Raw genomic sequence first — 18,228 nt, 5'->3', positions numbered from 1 at the left:
CGTGGCTAAAGACGACAAGAAAACCAAAGGTGAAGCTTCGAAAGCCAGCAAGGATTTGAAGGACAAAAAGTCATCACCGGAAAAGAAATCAGCGGCGGCCTCGACTCTTTCGAAGTCTTCTGAAAAGAAAGACACCAAGAAAGAGTAACCGTCCGGGCAAGTCATCTAGCGTAGCTGGCTCTATTGTTTTACTAGATTGCGCAACGATGAAGCTCAGCCCTCAACGTCGATCAGGGACTGCCGGGCATCATCACCCCAGTCAGACCCGGTCAAAGCACTTTCTCGTGCTATCAACAATTGAAACGCTTGAGATTCCTTTCAAGCGTTGCTGGATAACTTAAACTTGCCGACTACGCTGCGAAGTTCATTAGCGAGCAATGAAAGCTCGTCAGCCGTTACGGCGTTGTCCTCTACGCCTTCCATGACGATTAAACTGCTGTTTCGAATGCCGATGACGTTGCGATTGATATCCTCTGAGACCGAATGTTGCTGCACCGCCGCACTTGCAATCTGAGTGTTCATGCCCACAATTCCGTCTACTGCTTCATTGATCTGGTTCAGGCTGCCAGACGCTTGGCTCGCTGCCTGAATGCATTCCCTAGCTCGGGTTTGTCCAGCCTTCATCTGTTGAACAGCGGCATCAGTAGCGCCTTGCAACTGTTGGATGATCCGTCGAATTTCTTCTGTGGAGTTTTGTGTGCGCGAGGCCAGAGTCCGCACTTCGTCAGCCACGACCGCGAAACCACGGCCTTGCTCGCCAGCTCGCGCCGCCTCGATGGCCGCGTTAAGGGCCAGCAGGTTAGTCTGATCCGCGATGGTACTGATGACCTCGATGACACCACCGATTTCTTTGCTGTGTGTCGCTAACGCTTCGACTTTGCTTGCACTGAGCTCCACTTCGTTGGCCAACGCCTCAATAGCGGCACTTGTTTCAATCATAACTTTCAAGCCGTCGTTAGACGCACTGCTTGCAGATTCAGCGGCACGTGCTGCGCCCTCGGTATTCTGGGCTACGTCGGCAACGCTCGCGGTCATTTCGTTGATGGCAGTAGCAACCTGCTCGGTTTCAGCCTGTTGTGAGTTCATTGAGGCTTTGGCTTGGCCTATGGAGATCTCTAGTCGCTTTGCCGCATCTGAGACTGAATGCGAGCTACGCTCCACCTGGCTCAGTGAGCCAGAGAAGGCCGTTACCATGCGGTTAAGTCCCTCGCCTACATCACCGATTTCATCGTGGCTGTTGATTCGGACGCGCGCGCTCAGATCGCCTTGAGCAATACGTGCCGTCACAGCTAGGAGCTCATCAACCCCAATCCGCAGAGCCTTGTAGATGCCGACGAACGCATAGAGCAGCAGTATCGCAATGGCGATAAATAGCTCAGTGCCGAAAGTACGCTCATTACTCAGTGTATTCAGACGCTCATCAATTCGAATTCGCAGCGATTCCTGCATCTGATCCTGAGCTTTGTAAAACTGAGCAACGGCGGCGTTTCCACGCTCGCCCAAGGTGTTGGCATTCACGGTTGAGCGCTTGCTCGGATCAAGGTAGTCCACCAGGTCTTTACGCAGATTTTCCAGGTCGGTAATGGCTGTTGTTACAGACGGCTGAACTACACCAGATAATTTAGGCTCTTCTCGGCGAAGCAGCGAAAGGCTCTGCTGCAACTCTTGACGCATTAGCAGCTCCTGTTTCAACAAAGTCTGGGCAAAAATACGAGTGGTGTCGTCCAGAGGACGGTCAGCGCTAAAACCGCTGGCCAGACCGCGAATCTGTCCGACCAGATTTATTTGCCGAGGTAGACGTATAGAGCTTAGATCGATGAGGTACAACGAACCTGCTTCTTCGTCCAAAATCATGCCGGAAGTGGCCGTAATGTAGTAAACGAAATTCATTAGGTCGGTTAACTGGTCGTTCCACGCGGAAAAGATCACCAAAGGTGCTTCGCCTGCTTTAGCGCGTTCAACCAGCTGCACACTAGCGGTACGCAACGTCTGAACTCGGTCTGTCGTTGCCAGTTGGGTGCTAAATTTTGCGTCCTGCGCAGCAAGAGTCGCATAGGCATCGTTAAGCTTTTCAGCATTGCGTGCTGCATTGGCTACTGCGTTGGTGTCACCGCTGAGCATGCCGTGTGTCAGCGCCCTCTGAATCATGGTTAGACGCAGGATAGGGGTGACGTCCAACAAGTATTGTTGACCCACCTGTTCATGCTTGATGCCCGTGATGCTCGTGTTCAGTGAAAGCATCACCCGGGTGCCTAGCAGGAGCAGAGGAATCAGGACAATAAATCCCAAAATTGCGAATTTCATGGGGAATCGAACACGGTTGGTAACGAACAGGGCAGGCGCTAATAAATTCATCGGGTTCTCGATCACTCAAGGTCTGTGAGTGCTTTCTTAGGCGTTAAAAAGTGCCCATCTCTCATTTATGGTTATGAGGTAATGAAAGCATTCCAAGAGATCTTCCTCAAAAGCCGCTTACTCTCCTTCGTTACAGGATCGAATTGCCGCGCTTCTCTTGGTACGAAAACTATCGGCTGAACCGGGCGAAGCTGTAGGGAGGAATGCATGGATAACCAGCATAAAGGCTAAGTAGAACGGTAATGGCACCAGTTGGAAGTGCGTCCGGGCATCCCGTCTTGCGCAACTAAACCGGTCGCCACCTATGCGGTAGTAGCTCCGCAATCTCACTTGCCCGCTGTGTCGGCAGGCGCGTGAGGACGTCCTTCAAATAAGCATACGGATCATGGCCGTTGAGTCGCGCCGATTGGATCAAACTCATGATCGCCGCGGCACGTTTACCGCTGCGTAACGATCCCGCGAACAGCCAGTTCGAGCGACCAAGAGCCCACGGCCGGATTTGATTCTCGCACCAGTTGTTATCGATGGGCACAGCTCCGTCATCGAGATAGCGCGTCAGCGCTATCCAGCGTTTGAGGCTGTAATCCAACGCTTTGGCTATGGCCGACCCCTTAGGCACCAGCTGCCTCTGGGCGATCATCCAGGTATGAAGTGCGTCGGCGATTGGCGCTGCTTTTTCCTGCCGTATTCGCTGTCGATCACCCGGTCCAGCTCGCGGACTTCTCGTTCAACTTCGTACAATGCCGCGGTGTAGCGCAGCGCTTTTTCGGCGATCTGGCTCTTGTTGGTCGCATGCAAGTCGAAGAACTTCGGCGGGCATAGGCCATGCAGCCGATCTCCGTAACGCCCAGTTCAAAGCCTGCCTTGTAGCCTGCAAAGTCATCGCAGACCAGCTTGCCGTTCCAACGACCCAGGAAGGCTCGGGCATGTTCGCCAGCGCGGTTCGGACTGAAGTCGTAAACGACCGCCGCCAAGTCGGAGAACTGGCTGGTGGCATAGGCCCAGACATAAGCGCGATGAGTTTTTTTAGCGTCAGGCGTCAGCATTTGTACCGGCGTCTCGTCGGCGTGGACGACGCCGTGCGTCAGCACGGCTTCGCGCAGCGCATCGACTAGCGGCTGAAGTTGCACGCCGCAGTTGCCTACCCATTGCGCCAAGGTCGAACGGGCGATGGGCAGCCCGGCGCGGCCGAAGATTTTTTCCTGACGATACAACGGCAAATGATCAGCGAACTCGGCCACCATGACGTGGGCCGGCAGACCCTATGTCGGTATGCCTTTGTCGATGACATGCGCGGGTATCATCCTGACCGATTCCGGAAAACAGCCTGGAGTCAAGTGGGGGACTTCTGATCGACCGCAGTGCGCCACTCTCCGCGACAAACGCGTGGCGGCCCGAGGCCATCTGCGGTTGCGGCGATGTCGACATTGCCCCGCGAAGGAAATCGCTCAGACCTGCTGCTTCAGATCTGCTCGTGCAGACATTCTAGTCACGAATACAGTCTGGTGCCCCCTATCAGTTCAAGCCAAACATGCGGTCAAGGCGCGCTTGATCGCCAGTATTTGCCTGCTCGATCAAAATAGAAGAGTGCTATTGACAAGCTCTTATCATCGGTGAAATAGTTGGTTACAATTCATATATATGACCATACAACAAAGCGAATCGGTCAATGCATGCTCTGTCCAAAGATACTCGTTTGCCGCTTTATCAACGCCTTCATGACCACTTGGCCCAGCAGATTGCAACTAATCACTGGCGGCCTGGCGAAGCTATTCCCACGGAGGCGGCGCTTTCAACTGAATACCGGCTGTCGACGGGTACCGTGCGCAAAGCGGTGGATGCGCTGGTCAATGAAGGTCTGCTCGAGCGTCAACAAGGCCGCGGCACGTTTGTCCGTCGGCCTCAGTTTCAATCCTCGCTGTTTCGTTTCTTTCGTTTCCAGACAGCCGCCGGCGAGCGACAGATACCGGAAAGCCGCATTTTTTCCATAGAGCCTTTATCAGCACCTCTAGAGGTCGCCCAAGCTTTGGGATTATCCGCCGACGCGCCGGTCATTCGCATCATCCGTGTTCGACTGCTCGATGGTCAGCCGTTTCTCGCCGAGGAGATCTGGCTACCGTCTGCACGCTTTCGGCCGCTTCTGGACATCAATCTCGCTGTCGAGGGGCCACTGCTCTACCCAATCTACGAAAAGTTCTGTGGGCAGGTGGTGGCTTATGCCGAAGAGTCGCTCACTGCCCAGTCCGTAGACGACGTGCACGCTCAGTTATTGCAAATCCCTGTCAGCAGCCCGGTTGTGGTGATCGAGCGGCTGGCGCGTGACTACGCCGACACCCCACTAGAGTGGCGTCGCTCCCACGGGCATGCCAAATTTTTTCGCTACAGCGTAGACATCCGCTGAGAGTTCATATCTAGCCAGCCACACCTGATTTTTTGCCGCTTTACGCTCAACCATAAGGATAAGAACCATGTTCGGTTGGTATAGCCAATTAGCTCCCCGTGAGCATAAAAAAACTCGGCCGTTTCGGTGGATAACTGCTCAAGACGTTGGAGGTTTAGATGCTCACTTGGCAATTGCCCTTCGCTTGCAGGAAATCCGAGGCCTTAACCTTTGGGGCGCTCCCGCTAGTGCCCATTTTGGCCTCATCACTAAGCTACCTGACAGCAGTGACATAGCAGCAGGCTGCGAAGTGCTTGCCTTTCCTGAAGCGGGTGTTGTAGGCGGAGGCACTCAGGCGTTTTTTAGTTTTTTGCGTGCCTCGTTAAACGTTGCGACTCGAACCCGTTTTTCAAACACTGAGTGCAGCCTCAGCGCCTGCCCAACTGAGATAATTTCATGACTACCCTGGATATACAGCTTTTAATGACCGCGCTTGTCAGCGTCTTGGTGCTGGTGGCACTGATCGTGTCGCGACTCAAGATGCACCCGCTTTTGGCCCTGATGGTCGTTTCTGTTGGTGTGGGCTTTGCCACTCAAATGCAGCCAGAAAGTATCGTCGCGCACTTGATCACCGGTGCCGGAAAGACACTGGGCGCAGTCGGGATTGTAATCGCGCTAGGCGCGATGCTAGGCAAGATCCTGGCTGATGCTGGCGTCACGGAGCAACTGGCCGAGGTCATCCTGAAGCGCACCTCGGATCGCATGATCCCTTGGGCAATGATGATGGTTGCATTTGTAATTGGCATACCTATGTTTTTCGAGGTGGGTTTGGTGATCATGCTGCCGCTGATATTCAGTGTGGCGCGAAAGCTGGAAAGCCAGGCTCGCTTCAAAGGCTCGGCGTATGTGTATGTGGGTGTTCCAGTGATTTCGGCGCTCGCCGCTATGCATGGCATGGTACCGCCGCACCCAGGCCCGTTGACGGCCATCGCTGCGCTCAAAACCTCAGTGGGGCCCACAATGCTCTACGGCTTCATCGCGGCTATTCCAGCAATGATTCTGGGCGGCCCCCTTTACGGCGCGTTCATTTCGAAGCGTATGAGCACCAGGCCTGATCAGGCATTACTTGATCAGTTCACGCTGGCCGAAAGAGCCGACAGTCAACCCCGCCGCGGCGTTTGGCTCGGCGTACTGGCAGCCTTGCTACCGGCGATCCTGATGCTGATCAATGCCGTCGCCGAGATGGTGCTGCCCAAGGGCAATGCGATGCTGCAAATGGCCAGTTTCGTGGGAAACCCTTTGATATCCATGCTCTTAGGCGTGCTTTTCGCCGGCGCAAGCCTAGTTCTAGCGCGCGGTGGCGACGCCGAAAAGGTGCGTGATTCGCTGGGTAAAAGTCTCAAGCCTATTGCCTCCATCATCATGATCATTGCAGGAGGCGGAGCATTTCAGGAGATGCTAACCAGTGCCAAGGTAGGCGATGCTATCGTGCACCTGACCCAGCAGTCTGCCTTCCCTCCGTTAATCCTGGGTTGGCTGATTGCGATGTTGCTCTCGGTTTCTACTGGCTCCGCAACTGTGGGTATCGTAGGCGCTGCAGGCTTGCTGGCGCCGCTTGCGGGTGCTGATCCCACCCTTAACTTGCCCTTGCTAGCATTGTCCATCGGCTGTGGTTCGCTGTTTTTCAATTATGCGAATCATGCAGGCTTCTGGATGGTAAAGGAGTCTTTTGGCATGACAATGGGAGAAGCAACGAAGACTATCTCGGTGGTTCAATCTATTGTGGCTGTGGTCGGATTGGTTGTGGTGTTGATCCTGAATGCGGTTATCACAGTAAGTTGAGTCGGGATTCATTCGAAGCGCCGAAGCCTGCCAAAGCGAGGTATCCAATACCACGTCTAGTGGGCTGCGAATCGTCGCTGCCACGCTGAAGTATTTCGGGCCCGGAGAAGATAGGGCATTAGCGCTGACCGATGGTATCGGTAGGGAGGGCAGCTACCCCGTAGAAAAGCCGGATGATCGGCGCCAGGTTTTCCAAGGCAGTTTTGACCAGACATCTAGGTTGTTCCTAGCGAGTTCAGCTGCATTGATGACTGGACTTAGATGCCCGAAACCAGGCAATGGCGGATGCAAAGCATCAAGCCTTGATGATCCTAATTTGGGGGGGCGTTGTGGCCGCGGTTCTATCCGTTGCCCTAGCGACCACTTTGGGTCGCAGCACTACTGCACGCTTGCAGCTCGCGATTGACGCTGCTACGGCTATTGCCAATGGCAAACTTGATACGGCTATATATACCATCAGCCATGATGAGCTGCCGAAAGCCTTCGCACGTATGCAGATCCGGCTCCGGGAGATGATCCAGCAAATCAGCTTGGCGGCGAATCAGTTGGTCGTCGCTGTACAGTAAGTTTCGGGCGCATCCGAGCAACTATCTGGTTCTATCCAGGAGCAATCAACCTCCGCCATCGATGATGGCGGCAACTGTCGAGGAACTTACTGTCAGCATTCACCATGTCTCCGAAAATGCGGATGAAGCTCACAAGCTGGCGACCCGTTCAGGCCAGCAATCGAACGAAGGTGCGCAGTAAGCGTATGGCGATCACGCCTTGCAACCAGTTACATTTCTACTGGTGGCGATTTTAATCTGGCCGTCAGAGCTTTTTGCTCATAAAAACACGACTCGCACCTTCTGGGTCACAGGCTATTTCCCCAAAACGTATCCACCCGTTTTTTTCGTAAAAACCAGGTGCCTGGAAGCTAATGGTGTAAAGCACGGCAGAGCGACATCCCCGGCTACGCGCCTCATCCTCGAACGCTCTCAGGACTTTCGTCCCTAAACCCGATCCACGGAGAGAGTCTGGAAGATGAAAGAGATCGAGAAACGCCAGCCCTAGAGACGATCTTCCGATGATTCCTCCCAAGGCCTCTTTCGTATTCGGGTCTCTGACAATCACCGTCAGTGGACTGCGATCATTTGAGCCAGTTATCTGATCATTGAATGCATTCAAACCAACGCTAATTGCTTCCTCAAGCTCGGGATTTGGCTCATTACCAACCACGATGAGATTCGTTTTCATGATTTTTCTTACCGTCCTTGTTTTAAGTCATGAGCCTCTGCCGAGCCCATCTTGAGTGAGTTACGGACGCATCCAATTATGAGGCAACAACTCGGCAATCTCACTCGCCCGCTGCGTCGGCAGGCGATTGAGGACATCTTTTAAGTACGCATAAGGATCATGCCCATTGAGCCGTGCCGATTGGATCAGACTCATGATTGCAGCCGCGCGCTTGCCGCTGCGTAAAGAGCCTGCAAACAGCCAGTTTGAACGCCCAAGTGCCCACGGCCGGATTTGATTTTCGCACCAGTTGTTATCGATGGGCACAGCACCATCATCGAGATAGCGCGTCAGTGCTATCCAGCGTTTGAGACTGTAACCCAAGGCTTTGGCGATGGCCGATCCCTCCGGCACAAGCTGCCTTTGGGCGATCATCCAGGTATGAAGTGCGTCGATGATTGGCGCAGCTTTCTCTCGCCGTATTCGATGTCGGTCGCCGAGTTCCAGTTCGCGAACCTCTCGCTCAACTTCGTACAAGGCCGCGATGTAGTGCAGTGCTTTTTCGGCGATTTGGCTCTTGTTGGTCGCGTGCAGGTCGAAGAACTTGCGCCGTGCATGGGCCATGCAGCCGATCTCCGTAACGCCCAGCTCAAATCCTGCCTTGTAGCCAGCGAAGTCATCGCAGACCAGCTTGCCGTTCCAGTTGCCCAGGAAGTTTCGGGCATGTTCGCCAGCGCGGCTCGGGCTGAAGTCGTAAACAACTGCCGCCAGATCGGAGAACTGGCTGGTGGCAAAGGCCCAGACGTAAGCGCGATGCGTTTTCTTCGCGCCTGGCGTCAGCATTTGTACCGGGGTTTCGTCGGCGTGGACGACACCGTGCGTCAGCACGGCTTCGCGCAGCGCATCAACCAGCGGCTGTAATTGCACGCCGCAGTTACCCACCCATTGCGCCAAGGTCGAGCGAGCAATAGGCAGTCCGGCGCGGCCGAAGATTTTCTCCTGCCGGTACAGTGGCAGATGGTCGGCAAATTTGGCCACCATGACGTGGGCCAGCAGGCCCGCTGTCGGTATGCCTTTGTCGATGACATGCGCCGGTACCGGCGCCTGGATCAGCGTTTCGTACTGCTCGCAGGCCCATTTCCCACGGATGTGGCGCTCGACAGTGAAGACGCCCGGTGTGTAGTCGAGCTTTTCGCTGGCATCTTCACCGATACGTTTGAGGGCGCAGCCGCATTGGCAGTGGCTGTTTTCCGGTTCGTGATGGATCAGCGTGCGAGGGAACTGCGCTGGCAGCGCAGCGCGCTTGGGTTGCTGGCGTACTTTGCCTTCAACAAGCGCCGGTTGCAGTGCTTCAAGCTCAGCTTCAATGGCGGCAATATCGGTGTCGATCAGGTCGTCGAGCAAGCTGGCTTGATCCGGACTTAGTTGCTCGCTGCGCTTGGCAAATTTAAAGCGTTTGAGCAGCGCAATCTCGTGGGCCAGTTTCTCGTTGACCGACTTTTGATGATTGATCTGCTTGTCCATCGTCTCGACGCGCTGGATCAACTGCGCAGCCAAAGCACGCAGTTCTTCAGGGTTTAATTGATCGAGATTCGGATGCGAAGTCATACCGCCGATTTTGCCAGAGAGGGCTATGGGCGGCGATGGACTGATGGGCCAATTGCGCTGGCAAGCAGGCCATGGCAGGCGAGTTAGAGCACCGTGATGGCTCCTCCGGAACCGACGCGTTGCCAAGGTAAACCGAGCACTAAGGCTTGAAGTTGCTCGGCATCCAACTCGACTTCAGAGCCGTGCCGCACGCCTGGCCAAAAGAAGCGCCCTTGATTCAAGCGCCGGGCTGCAAGCCAAATCCCCACGCCGTCATGCACCAACACTTTCATACGATTGGCGCGGCGGTTGGCGAACAGATAAGCACAGTGCGGCTTCGCCGCACCGAACACCGCGACAACTCGCGCCAGCGCGGTTTCAGTGCCGGCGCGCATGTCCATGGGCTCAATGGCGAGCCAGATGGTGTCGATGCGAATCATCGCAGCAGGTCTCGCAGAAAAGCGGAACATGCCGCTGCATTTTCTGCCGGCCAACTCACCACGACTACGCCTTTTGAATGAGGCACTTCGATTTGAATCGTGGCCGGAAGAGTTTGAGGGGCCGCTGTCGAAGACAATGCCTTGACCGAAATAAAGGCAGTTTGCAGTGCCAGGTTTTTCTGCGCATGCACCCGAATCCATTTATGGACAAGGTTTGCATTGAGGTTGTGGGTCAAGGCGACATTGGCAATCGAGGTGTCAGCCTGCGCGCACTCGGCGATGACCTGGGCCTTAAAGGACTTGGAATAGGAACGGCGTTCTTGTGGCATGGGCGTCCGCTTAAAAAGGCTAAAAATGGTGTCCACTTAAATTTAGGTGGACACCATCGCCTTAAGCGATGGCATCAGGAAGGCGTGTTGCCCGGACGGTTACGCCCTAGCTTCCCCAGAACGTCCTGTTCGATTGCTGTAAACCCTCACTCTCCCTGCACCCCTAAAAATCCAGTGGTAGCAGCTAACGGGTGAGCGTAAGTTTCTGAATTCATAGCGTTCAAACCAGCCTCTTCCCGGCTAAAGCCGGTCCCACTAAAAAAGCACACCGTACACCCTGTGGGACCGGCTTCAGCCGGGAAGCTGTTGATCTGCTTTTGATCTTCCTGCACAGAACGCTCAAACACCGCCAATCGCGACTTGGGCCCACGGAGCGTCGTCGGAGTGAGGGAACCCGACGAAGTCGGGCCAAGCCGAGAGCAGGCACTTTTGCTTACTTTTGGTGCTTTTCAAAAGTAAGTCGCCGAAGGCGAAACAATCTGCCCCCAGGCAGATCCGCTCCAAAAAAAACACAAAAAAAACCGCGCCTGAGCGCGGTTCTTTTTTAATGCCAGCCTGGCAGTTAAATCCTGCCCAGCAACACCAATATCAGCAGGATCACCAGAATCGTACCGATGATGCCCGACGGACCGTAGCCCCAGCTTCGGGAGTGCGGGAAAACCGGAAGTCCGCCAACCAACAGCAGGATAAGGATGATGATCAGAATTGTGCCGATGCCCATGACGAGTTCCTTCTAGTGTTCTTGGAAGATGGCTATGCAGTTCAAGAGGTTGCCACTACGGCTAATCATTGTGCTGCTTGATGGATCCGACTGCCGGACTAATCAAAAGGTTCTGAGCGGCAGAAATAAAAATTAACATCCCCAAAAAAAACAAAGAAACCATAGCCTTGCGCGTTTAGCGAAAAAACGTGATTGCTTAAAATGCTGATCAAAAATGCGCAAAAACTAACGCCGCTTAGTGTGGAACCAAGCCGTAACTAACGGGTCACCAAGTTCGATATAACTCGCTGCCCATCAAACACCCAACTGCCTAAATACATCCAAAAGAGTGGTGATCCATTCAAAGCATCGGTTTGCCTCTCATATTCAGCGCCCTGATGAAGGGTTTGTCGGACAATCCTCCTGTTTACACTCTGGCTACTTCTTCATAACCGACAAGGCGTCTGCTATGCACAATCGCATCATGATCACCGGCGCAGGGTCCGGGCTGGGACGCGAGATCGCGCTGCGTTGGGCGCGCGAAGGGTGGCAGCTGGCGCTGTCGGATGTCAGTGACAGCGGCCTTCAGGAAACCCTGCGCCTGGTGCGCGAAGCGGGTGGGGACGGTTTCGTACAGCGCTGTGACGTTCGGGACTACAGCCAGCTCACCGCATTTGCCCAAGCCTGCGAGCAGAAATTCGGCGGCATCGATGTGATCGTCAACAACGCCGGGGTCGCTTCAGGTGGGTTCTTCGGCGAATTGTCCCTGGAGGATTGGGACTGGCAGATCGCAATCAACCTGATGGGGGTCGTCAAGGGCTGCAAGGCGTTTTTGCCGCTGTTGGAACAGAGCAAAGGCAAGATCATCAACATCGCGTCCATGGCTGCCTTGATGCAGGGCCCGGCGATGAGCAATTACAACGTCGCCAAGGCGGGTGTGGTCGCGCTGTCGGAGAGCCTGCTGATCGAGCTGCGCCAGCAGGAAATCGGCGTGCACGTGGTGTGTCCGTCGTTCTTCCAGACCAACTTGCTGGATTCCTTTCGCGGCCCCACGCCGGCGATGAAAGCCCAGGTCGGAAAGTTGCTGGAGAGCTCGCCCATCAGCGCAACGGATATCGCCGATTACATCTACCAGCAGGTAGCCAACGGCGAGTTCATGATCCTGCCCCATGAGCAAGGGCGAATGGCCTGGCAGCTCAAGCAGAAAAATCCTCAGCTGCTGTACGACGAGATGGCCACCATGGCGGAGAAAATGCGCGCCAAGGCGAAGCCCGGCAGCTGAATCAAATCTCTGTGAAGGAGCTTTTCTGATAGGGTTGCCGGCACTTTCCGGCTGACCTGGACGATGCTCATCGTGCTCAATTACCTGTGGTTTTTCCTTGCCGCGCTGTTCGAGATTGCCGGATGTTATGCCTTCTGGATGTGGCTGCGCCAAGGCAAGAGCGCGCTGTGGGTCATTCCGGCGCTGATCAGCCTGACATTGTTCGCCGTCCTGCTGACCCGGGTAGAAGCCACGTATGCCGGGCGGGCCTACGCGGCTTATGGCGGCATTTACATCATTGCGTCCATTGCCTGGCTAGGCGTTATCGAACGTGTTCGTCCTTTGACGTCGGACTGGATCGGCGTCGGCCTGTGCGTGATCGGCGCGACCATTATTCTGCTTGGCCCGCGCTGGTCAGCCGCCTGATCTTTCGCGCTTGATCTTTCGTGTCAGAGTAATGAACTGACCTCTGCCGGACCTTTCTCTGATGTGCAGGCCGGAGATGCCCTGGCGCGTAGGAAGCGTCTGTAAGCCATGTTCTTGAAGGATTGAAGGGCGTTACTGATTTTGCCCTTGCGCATTGAAGCGCCTGGGTCTGAGGGTCAACCTGCTTCTTCGGTTACAGCCAAGGAGTAGGACGTATGCTGGTATTGACGCGGGAAATCGGAGAGACCTTCAACATCGGCGATGAGATCACCGTGAAGGTGTTGGGCATCAGCGGTAATCAGGTTCGCCTGGGAATCAATGCGCCGCGCAGCATCAGGATTCATCGGGCAGAAGTTATCCGACGAATCGCGTCACGGTTGCAGAACCTGGCCAACCGGTCGCCGGGCAGATGAACTCAATTCGGTGGCTATCGCGGTGCTGCGGCAGGTGCAAGGTGGCCTATTCCTCGAAATATTCCTTTGGTACTTCATGCTTGAGCATCAGCTGACATTGCTGGCTGTCCATGTCGAAGAAAATCACCGCCTGACCTTTGCTCAGCGCATGGCGCACCCGCAGCACGCGGGTTTCGAGGGGGGTATCGTCGCCGTTGTCAGTGCCATCGCGGGTCACGAAGTCCTCGATCAGGCGCGTCAGGGTGTCGGCTTCGAGTTGGTCGTAGGGGATCAGCATAGGTTTCTCGGCAATCACAAAAAGTACACGGGGCGGCGATGCTATCGCGCCCCGTGCGGGCAGGCTACCGCTGTCCCACCAGCGTATCCACCGGCGGCACCCGTGTGTCGCTTTCCATCTGCGCATCGTGCTCCAGCTGATGGCTGAAATTTTCCAGCGACGCGTTGGACGGATGTGCGTCGCTGGCAAACACCGGCGGACTCATGATGTAGGCGGCAAGCAGACGGCTTAGCGTGCTCAGGCTATCGATGTGCGTGCGTTCATAGCCGTGTGTCGCGTCGCAGCCGAAGGCCAGCAGGGCAGTGCGGGTGTCGTACCCGGCCGTGATCGCCGAATGCGCGTCGCTGTAGTAATAGCGGAACAGGTCTCGGCGCACGGACAGATCGTTTTGCTCGCCCAAACGCAGCAAGTGCCGCGACAGGTGATAGTCGTACGGGCCGCCGGAATCCTGCATCGCCACGCTGACCGCGTGTTCGCTGGAGTGCTGACCGGGCGCAACGGGGGCGATGTCGATCCCGACGAACTCGCTGACGTCCCACGGCAGGCTGCCCGCAGCGCCGCTGCCGGTTTCTTCGGTAATGGTGAACAGCGGGTGGCAATCGATCAGGGGTTCGACGCCGCTGTCAACGATGGCTTTGAGCGCCGCGAGCAGGGCGGCGACGCCGGCCTTGTCGTCCAGATGGCGAGCGCTGATGTGCCCGCTGTCGGTGAACTCGGGCAACGGGTCAAACGCCACGAAGTCGCCGATGTTGATGCCCACCGACTCACAATCCGCGCGGGTCGCGCTGTAGGCGTCCAGGCGCACTTCGACGTGGTCCCAACTGATGGGCATGGTGTCGACGGCCGTATTGAACGCGTGCCCGGACGCCATCAACGGCAGCACGCTGCCGCGAATCACGCCATTGTCGGTGAACACGCTGACGCGGCTGCCTTCGGCAAAGCGGCTGGACCAGCAACCGACCGGTGCAAGGCCCAGTCGACCGTTGTCTTTGACTTCACGAACGCTGGCACCGATGGTGTCCAGGTGCGCGGAAACGGCGCGGTCGGGGCTGTTCTGTTTGCCTTTCAAGGTAGCGCGGATGGTGCCGCGCCGGGTCAGTTCGAATGGAATGCCCAGTTCTTCCAGGCGCTCGGCGACATAGCGCACGATGGTGTCGGTGAAACCGGTGGGGCTCGGGATCGCGAGCATCTCCAGCAGGACTTTTTGCAGGTAATTCAGATCCGGTTCATGGATGTTTGCAGTCGTCATAGGAACCTCGATGTGTGACGCAAAGTGGACTGTTAACGGGCTCGCTCGCGGGTTCGATCCGGTGGCAACGAATGCATCGTTCGGCCAGACCGGTCGCGGCCAAGCTCACGGCTACAGGGATTGCGCCTTAGCCATGGGCAGGCTGGCTGTGGGGAAACAACAAGTCGACGAAACGCTCGGCGGTCGGTTGTGGCTCGTGATTGGCCAGGCCGCAGCGCTCGTTCGCTTCGATGAACACGTACTCCGGCTGATCAGCGGCGGGGACCATCAGGTCCAGACCGACCACCGGGATGTCGAGGGCGCGCGCGGCTCGCATGGCGGCGTCCTTCAGCACCGGGTGAAGAATCGTGGTGACGTCTTCCAGGCAGCCGCCGGTGTGCAGGTTCGCAGTCCGACGCACGGCCAGACGCTGATCGGCCGGTAACACGCTGTCGAAACTGAAGCCTGCGTCCTCAACGGTGCGGTGGGTTTCATCGTCCACCGGGATCTTGCTCTCGCCACCCGTGGCTGCGGACCGACGGCGGCTCTGCGCCTCGATCAACTGAGCCACGGTGTGACGGCCATCGCCGATGATCTCGGCCGGACGCCGAATCGCGGCAGCCACCACTTCAAAACCGATCACGACAATGCGCAGGTCGAGGCCTTCGTGGAAGCTCTCGAGCAGCACGCGGCTGTCGAACTGGCGAGCACGTTCGACCGCCGCCTGGACGTCTTCAATGGTGCGCAGGTCTACGGCCACGCCCTGACCTTGCTCGCCATCGACCGGCTTGACCACCACGCGCTGATGTTCTTCAAGAAACGCCAGGTTATCGTCGCCGTTGCCGGCCAACTGCTGCACCGGCACTGCCAGATCTGCCGCTTTCAGCGTCTTCTGGGTCATGCGCTTGTCCTGGCACAGCGTCATGCTGACGGCCGTGGTCAGGTCGCTTAACGACTCACGGCAACGCACGCGGCGACTGCCATGGATCAGCGTGAAGAGTCCCGCTTCGGCGTCATCTACTTGCACCTCGATGCCGCGACGATGGGCTTCTTCGACGATGATCCGGGCATACGGATTGAAGTCCGCCTGGGGGCCGGGGCCGAGAAACAGCTTTTCGTTAATGCCGTTTTTACGCTTGATGGCGAAGGTCGGCAGGTTGCGGAAACCCAGTTTGGCGTACAGGCTTTTTGCTTGATCGTTGTCATGCAGCACCGACAGATCCAGATACGCCAGACCCCGGCTCTGGAAGTGTTCCACCAGGTGCCGAACCAGCACCTCGCCGACGCCAGGTCGCGTGCATTGCGGATCAACCGCCAGGCACCACAGGCTGCTGCCGTTTTCGGGATCGTTGAAGGCCTTCTGGTGGTTCAGGCCCATCACGCTGCCGATGACGGCGTTGGTGGTTTCGTCTTCGGCGATCCAGTAAACCGGGCCACCCTGATGACGCGGGGTCAGCAGATGGGGGTCGATGGGCAACATGCCACGGGCAATGTACAGATTGTTGATCGACGTCCAGTCGCCCTCGCTTTGCGCCCGGCGAATCCTGAAACCACGGAACACGCGCTGGGCCGGGCGGTAATCGCTGAACCACAGGCGCAAGGTGTCCGACGGATCGAGGAACAACTGTTGCGGTGATTGCGCCAGCACCTGTTGCGGGGCGGCAACATACAAGGCGATGTCGCGCTCGCCCTGTTTTTCGTTGATCAAATCCTGGGCGAGAGACGCCGGGTCAGGGTAGGTATGGCCGATCAGCAGCCGTCCCCAGCCACAATGCAGAGCCAGCGGTTCTGTCTCAGGCGTGCCGCCGTCTCCGGCAAGGCGAGCCTGCAAGCGCTCGTACGACGGCGCCTGGCCGCGCAGCAAACGCTGGTTATGAATCGAAGCGTTGGCTTTCATCGGTCAGAGTCCTTGTTCGCTGAGCCACAGGTTCAGCGCTGCGAGCTGCCACAGCTTGGAGCCGCGCAATGGCGTCAATTGACCCTGCGGATCGGTCAGCAGTTTGTCGAGCATGACCGGGTTGAACAGGCCACGGTCCTGGCTCGGATCGAGCAGCAGATCGCGAACCCAGTTCAGCGTGTTGCCTTCCAGATGCTTCAGGCCCGGCACCGGGAAGTAGCCTTTCTTGCGGTCGATGACTTCGGAAGGGATCACCAGACGCGCGGCTTCTTTTAGCACCTGCTTGCCACCGTCCGGCAATTTGAAGCGGCCAGGCACCCGTGCCGACAGCTCGACCAGTCGATAGTCCAGAAACGGCGTGCGTGCTTCCAGGCCCCAGGCCATGGTCATGTTGTCGACGCGTTTGACCGGGTCGTCCACCAGCATGACGGTGCTGTCCAGTCGCAAGGCTTTGTCCACGGCCGCATCAGCGCCCGGCATCGCGAAGTGCTCGCGCACGAAGTCACCGGCGGCGTCGTTCGCGGTCAGCCACTTCGGCGCAACGGTCTCGGCGTATTCAGCGTAGCTACGGTCGAAGAACGCATCACGATAGGCAGCGTATGGGTCGCTGGCACCGTCCACTTGCGGGTACCAGTGGTAGCCGGCGAACAATTCGTCTGCACCCTGACCGCTCTGAACCACTTTGCAATGCTTGGCGACTTCGCGGGACAGCAGATAAAACGCGATGCAGTCGTGGCTGACCATCGGCTCGCTCATCGCGCGGAACGCGGCGGGCAGTTGCTCGATGATCTCGCTTTCCTTGATGCGCAACTGGTGATGGTTGGTGCCGTAGTGTTTGGCGATCAGATCCGAGTACTGGAATTCATCGCCGCGTTCGCCGCCCGCGTCCTGAAAGCCGATGGAGAAGGTCGACAGATCCTTCACGCCCACTTCACGCAACAGACCCACCAGCATGCTCGAGTCGACGCCGCCCGACAGCAGCACGCCAACGTCCACCGCAGCGCGTTGACGGATGGCAACGGCTTCGCGGGTGCTGTCGAGCACACGGTCGCGCCAGTCTTCGAGGGTCAGATTCGCTTCGTCGGCGCGCGGGCCATAGGGCAGCGTCCACCAGACTTGCTGTTCAACCTTGCCTTCGGCACTCACGCGCATCCACGACGCCGGCGGCAGTTTTTCAACACCTGCCAGCAGGGTGCGCGGCGCTGGCACCACGGCATGGAAGTTCAGGTAGTGATTGAGCGCGACCGGGTCGAGCATCGGGCTGATGTCGCCGCCTTTCAGCAGAGCGGGCAGGGCAGAGGCAAAACGCAGGCGCTTGTCGGTGCGCGACAGGTACAGCGGCTTTACACCAAGACGGTCGCGGGCGATGAACAGGCTTCTGTTATCGCGCTCCCAAATGGCGAACGCGAACATGCCGTTGAGCTTGGGCAGCATGTCGGCGCCCCAGGCGTGATAGCCCTTGAGCAGGACTTCGGTGTCACCGCCTGAATGGAACTGGTAGCCAAGGCTTTCGAGCTCGGCACGCAGTTCCGGGAAGTTATAGATGGCGCCGTTGAAGGCCAGGGACAAGCCCAGATGGCTGTCGATCATCGGCTGCGCCGAGCCGTCCGACAGGTCCATGATTTTCAATCGGCGATGGCCGAGGGCAACCGGCCCCTGGCTGTGAAACCCCCACGCATCCGGGCCGCGAGCCGCGAGATGGTGGGTGATACGTTCTACTGCGGCGAGATCCGCAGGTTGATTGTCAAAGCGTAGTTCGCCAGCTAATCCGCACATCTGTCCTAAACCCTTTATGTTTTCGGCGTGTTTGGCGTTACTGGGATTGCGCGGCGATGAATGCCGGGTTCATACCGGACATCAGGCACGTGGTTGCGTACA

General features: G+C 57.1%; 16 protein-coding genes and 3 pseudogenes. 7 read left to right on the top strand and 12 right to left on the bottom strand.

Annotated elements, in window-relative coordinates:
* Position 1 precedes the first annotated feature (1 nt).
* On the top strand, positions 2-148 hold the full coding sequence (locus ACYAR8_RS09060) for a hypothetical protein (RefSeq protein ID WP_178086370.1): 147 nt from the start codon (positions 2-4) through the stop codon (positions 146-148).
* 170 nt (positions 149-318) lie between these two features.
* Here ACYAR8_RS09060 and ACYAR8_RS09055 read toward each other — a convergent pair whose 3' ends face one another.
* The 3 genes and pseudogenes from ACYAR8_RS09055 to tnpC (ACYAR8_RS09045) form a co-directional block, all read right to left on the bottom strand.
* Complete coding sequence (locus tag ACYAR8_RS09055; RefSeq protein WP_370445645.1) at positions 319-1,035, bottom strand: methyl-accepting chemotaxis protein; 717 nt, start codon at positions 1,033-1,035, stop codon at positions 319-321.
* 159 nt (positions 1,036-1,194) lie between these two features.
* A pseudogene (locus ACYAR8_RS09050) lies at positions 1,195-1,449 on the bottom strand (HAMP domain-containing protein); the annotation flags it as partial.
* Positions 1,450-2,641: 1,192 nt separating this feature from the next.
* Positions 2,642-3,656: pseudogene (gene tnpC, locus ACYAR8_RS09045) on the bottom strand (IS66 family transposase); the annotation flags it as partial.
* A 368-nt stretch (positions 3,657-4,024) separates the two neighbouring features.
* On the opposite strand from tnpC (ACYAR8_RS09045), the gene ACYAR8_RS09040 reads away from it, so the two are divergent.
* The 3 genes and pseudogenes from ACYAR8_RS09040 to ACYAR8_RS09030 all read left to right on the top strand — a co-directional run.
* Positions 4,025-4,756, top strand: a complete 732-nt coding sequence (locus tag ACYAR8_RS09040; RefSeq protein WP_108122014.1) for a GntR family transcriptional regulator — start codon at positions 4,025-4,027, stop codon at positions 4,754-4,756.
* A gap of 435 nt (positions 4,757-5,191) precedes the next feature.
* Positions 5,192-6,577 carry a GntT/GntP/DsdX family permease gene (locus ACYAR8_RS09035; protein ID WP_108122012.1) on the top strand — a complete coding sequence of 462 codons (1,386 nt, stop codon included), beginning with the start codon at positions 5,192-5,194 and terminating at the stop codon, positions 6,575-6,577.
* A 266-nt stretch (positions 6,578-6,843) separates the two neighbouring features.
* Positions 6,844-7,321 (top strand): annotated as a pseudogene (locus ACYAR8_RS09030) (methyl-accepting chemotaxis protein); the annotation flags it as partial.
* A 66-nt stretch (positions 7,322-7,387) separates the two neighbouring features.
* On the opposite strand, the gene ACYAR8_RS09025 reads toward ACYAR8_RS09030, so the two are convergent.
* The 5 genes from ACYAR8_RS09025 to ACYAR8_RS09005 all read right to left on the bottom strand — a co-directional run bounded on the left by ACYAR8_RS09025 (position 7,388) and on the right by ACYAR8_RS09005 (position 10,869).
* Positions 7,388-7,813 carry a GNAT family N-acetyltransferase gene (locus tag ACYAR8_RS09025; protein ID WP_108122010.1) on the bottom strand — a complete coding sequence of 142 codons (426 nt, stop codon included), beginning with the start codon at positions 7,811-7,813 and terminating at the stop codon, positions 7,388-7,390.
* A gap of 60 nt (positions 7,814-7,873) precedes the next feature.
* Positions 7,874-9,400 (bottom strand): IS66 family transposase, encoded by a 1,527-nt coding sequence (tnpC, locus tag ACYAR8_RS09020; RefSeq protein WP_463579684.1) that lies wholly within the window; start codon positions 9,398-9,400, stop codon positions 7,874-7,876.
* 83 nt (positions 9,401-9,483) lie between these two features.
* Positions 9,484-9,819: an IS66 family insertion sequence element accessory protein TnpB gene (tnpB, locus tag ACYAR8_RS09015; protein WP_158273383.1), complete on the bottom strand. Its 336-nt coding sequence runs from the start codon at positions 9,817-9,819 to the stop codon at positions 9,484-9,486.
* Positions 9,816-10,148 carry an IS66-like element accessory protein TnpA gene (gene tnpA, locus ACYAR8_RS09010; protein ID WP_146175925.1) on the bottom strand — a complete coding sequence of 111 codons (333 nt, stop codon included), beginning with the start codon at positions 10,146-10,148 and terminating at the stop codon, positions 9,816-9,818. The genes tnpB and tnpA overlap by 4 nt, the downstream gene beginning before the upstream one ends.
* Before the next feature lie 562 nt (positions 10,149-10,710).
* Entirely contained in the window at positions 10,711-10,869 is a 159-nt protein-coding gene (locus tag ACYAR8_RS09005) for a DUF3309 family protein (RefSeq protein ID WP_020290439.1), read from the bottom strand.
* 448 nt (positions 10,870-11,317) lie between these two features.
* On the opposite strand from ACYAR8_RS09005, the gene ACYAR8_RS09000 reads away from it, so the two are divergent.
* From ACYAR8_RS09000 to csrA, 3 genes are all read left to right on the top strand, one after another.
* Positions 11,318-12,130 (top strand): SDR family oxidoreductase, encoded by an 813-nt coding sequence (locus ACYAR8_RS09000; protein WP_463579683.1) that lies wholly within the window; start codon positions 11,318-11,320, stop codon positions 12,128-12,130.
* Between the two features lie 72 nt (positions 12,131-12,202).
* Positions 12,203-12,535 (top strand): YnfA family protein, encoded by a 333-nt coding sequence (locus ACYAR8_RS08995; RefSeq protein WP_074890245.1) that lies wholly within the window; start codon positions 12,203-12,205, stop codon positions 12,533-12,535.
* Between the two features lie 215 nt (positions 12,536-12,750).
* Entirely contained in the window at positions 12,751-12,948 is a 198-nt protein-coding gene (gene csrA / locus ACYAR8_RS08990; RefSeq protein ID WP_074890247.1) for a carbon storage regulator CsrA, read from the top strand.
* A 46-nt stretch (positions 12,949-12,994) separates the two neighbouring features.
* On the opposite strand, the gene ACYAR8_RS08985 is transcribed toward csrA, so the two are convergent.
* The 4 genes from ACYAR8_RS08985 to ACYAR8_RS08970 all read right to left on the bottom strand — a co-directional run bounded on the left by ACYAR8_RS08985 (position 12,995) and on the right by ACYAR8_RS08970 (position 18,126).
* Positions 12,995-13,225 carry a YheU family protein gene (locus ACYAR8_RS08985; RefSeq protein ID WP_065986890.1) on the bottom strand — a complete coding sequence of 77 codons (231 nt, stop codon included), beginning with the start codon at positions 13,223-13,225 and terminating at the stop codon, positions 12,995-12,997.
* A 64-nt stretch (positions 13,226-13,289) separates the two neighbouring features.
* Entirely contained in the window at positions 13,290-14,474 is a 1,185-nt protein-coding gene (locus ACYAR8_RS08980) for an osmoprotectant NAGGN system M42 family peptidase (RefSeq protein ID WP_074890250.1), read from the bottom strand.
* Between the two features lie 127 nt (positions 14,475-14,601).
* A complete protein-coding gene (ngg, locus tag ACYAR8_RS08975) occupies positions 14,602-16,350 on the bottom strand; it encodes an N-acetylglutaminylglutamine synthetase (protein WP_463579682.1) in 1,749 nt (582 codons plus the stop codon).
* Between the two features lie 3 nt (positions 16,351-16,353).
* Positions 16,354-18,126 carry an N-acetylglutaminylglutamine amidotransferase gene (locus tag ACYAR8_RS08970; RefSeq protein WP_074890255.1) on the bottom strand — a complete coding sequence of 591 codons (1,773 nt, stop codon included), beginning with the start codon at positions 18,124-18,126 and terminating at the stop codon, positions 16,354-16,356.
* Between the last annotated feature and the right edge of the window lie 102 nt (positions 18,127-18,228).

This window comes from Pseudomonas sp. HP_01, from assembly GCF_055284355.1.
The sequence above is the reverse complement of the archived record's forward strand: the minus strand, read 5'-3'. Positions and strand labels throughout refer to the sequence as shown.